This window comes from Citrobacter sp. wls826, from assembly GCF_005281245.1.
Lineage (GTDB): Bacteria > Pseudomonadota > Gammaproteobacteria > Enterobacterales > Enterobacteriaceae > Citrobacter > Citrobacter braakii.
Window position 1 is genome coordinate 145,144 of record NZ_SZWS01000051.1, and the last position, 1,955, is coordinate 147,098.

Genomic DNA, 1,955 nt, shown 5'->3' on the forward strand with positions numbered 1-1,955 from the left:
AGAACTTGTGGTGACAGATGACCAGTAGCTATCTGCATTTTCCGGATTTCGATCCGGTCATTTTCTCAATCGGACCCGTCGCGCTTCACTGGTACGGCTTAATGTATTTGGTGGGGTTTATTTTTGCGATGTGGCTGGCGACGCGCCGTGCTAATCGTCCGGGCAGTGGCTGGACCAAAAATGAAGTAGAAAATCTACTGTATGCGGGCTTCCTCGGGGTTTTCCTTGGAGGGCGTATTGGTTACGTACTGTTCTATAACTTCCCGTTATTCCTCGATAACCCGCTGTATCTGTTCCGCGTTTGGGACGGCGGGATGTCCTTCCACGGTGGGCTGATTGGTGTGATCCTGGTGATGATTATCTTCGCCAAACGCACCAAGCGTTCGTTCTTCCAGGTTTCTGATTTCATTGCCCCGCTGATTCCGTTTGGTCTGGGCGCAGGGCGTCTGGGCAACTTTATCAACGGTGAGCTGTGGGGACGCGTTGATCCGAACTTCAAGTACACCATGCTGTTCCCGGGCTCCCGTACCGAAGATATTTTACTGCTGCAAACTAACCCGCAATGGCAGTCAATTTTTGATACCTACGGCTCGCTGCCGCGCCACGCCTCACAGCTTTATGAGATGGCGCTGGAAGGCGTTGTGCTGTTTATCATTCTTAATCTTTACATTCGTAAACCGCGCCCGATGGGCTCGGTATCCGGTCTGTTCCTGATTGGTTATGGCGCGTTTCGTATTATCGTTGAATTCTTCCGCCAGCCGGATGCACAGTTTACCGGCACCTGGGTACAGTACATTAGCATGGGACAGATCCTATCAATCCCGATGATTGTCGCAGGCATTATTATGATGGTTTGGGCGTACCGCCGCAGCCCACAGCCACACGTTTCCTGAGGAACCATGAAACAGTATTTAGAACTGATGCAAAAAGTGCTGGATGAAGGCACACAGAAAAACGACCGTACCGGAACCGGAACGCTTTCCATTTTTGGTCATCAGATGCGTTTTAATCTGCAGGAAGGGTTCCCGCTGGTTACGACTAAACGCTGCCATTTACGCTCGATCATTCATGAACTGCTGTGGTTTTTGCAGGGCGACACCAACGTTGCCTACCTGCATGAAAACAACGTCTCAATCTGGGACGAATGGGCGGATGAAAACGGTAATCTGGGGCCGGTTTATGGCAAACAGTGGCGTGCGTGGCCTACGCCAGATGGTCGCCATATTGACCAGATCACCACGGTGTTAAACCAGCTCAAAAATGACCCGGACTCTCGCCGAATTATCGTTTCTGCATGGAACGTCGGTGAGCTGGATAAAATGGCGCTGGCGCCGTGCCACGCGTTCTTCCAGTTTTACGTGGCGGATGGCAAGCTCTCCTGCCAGCTTTATCAGCGTTCGTGCGATGTGTTCCTCGGTTTGCCGTTTAACATTGCCAGCTACGCCTTGCTGGTACACATGATGGCGCAGCAGTGCGATCTGGAAGTGGGGGATTTTGTCTGGACCGGCGGCGACACGCACCTGTACAGCAACCATATGGATCAAACGCATCTGCAGCTTAGCCGCGAACCGCGCGCGCTGCCGAAGCTGGTCATCAAACGTAAGCCTGAATCTATCTTTGACTATCGCTTCGAAGATTTCGAAATTGAAGGCTACGATCCGCATCCTGGTATTAAAGCGCCAGTGGCTATCTAACCGGCCTCATGCTGTCACAACCGACGCCCGTGCGCGTCGGTTTTTTTTGTCTCAAATCTCGTTCTTCGGCGTGGGTTCCTGAAATATTGCAACGACCTGCAACGCGACAAATATTCCTCGTAGCTCGCCGTAGAAACCGAATTTCCCGCTCGTTATTCATTTTCCTCACGCCATACTGGCGGCATGAAAAAACAACACGGCTACACGCTTATCGAAACCCTGATTGCGATGCTGATCGTCGCGGCGCTTGGCGCCTCGGGG

At 52.1% G+C, this 1,955-nt stretch carries 3 protein-coding genes; all 3 read left to right on the top strand.

Translation table 11 applies throughout. The features are described from left to right. Positions 1-17 precede the first annotated feature (17 nt). Positions 18-893, top strand: coding sequence for a prolipoprotein diacylglyceryl transferase (gene lgt / locus FDW87_RS12260; protein ID WP_137379800.1), 876 nt, complete (start codon positions 18-20; stop codon positions 891-893). A 6-nt stretch (positions 894-899) separates the two neighbouring features. Beyond that, positions 900-1,694: a thymidylate synthase gene (thyA, locus tag FDW87_RS12265; RefSeq protein WP_003033990.1), complete on the top strand. Its 795-nt coding sequence runs from the start codon at positions 900-902 to the stop codon at positions 1,692-1,694. Between the two features lie 183 nt (positions 1,695-1,877). Next, positions 1,878-1,955: prepilin-type N-terminal cleavage/methylation domain-containing protein (locus FDW87_RS22465; protein WP_252363148.1), on the top strand; the 78-nt coding region annotated here is incomplete at its 3' end.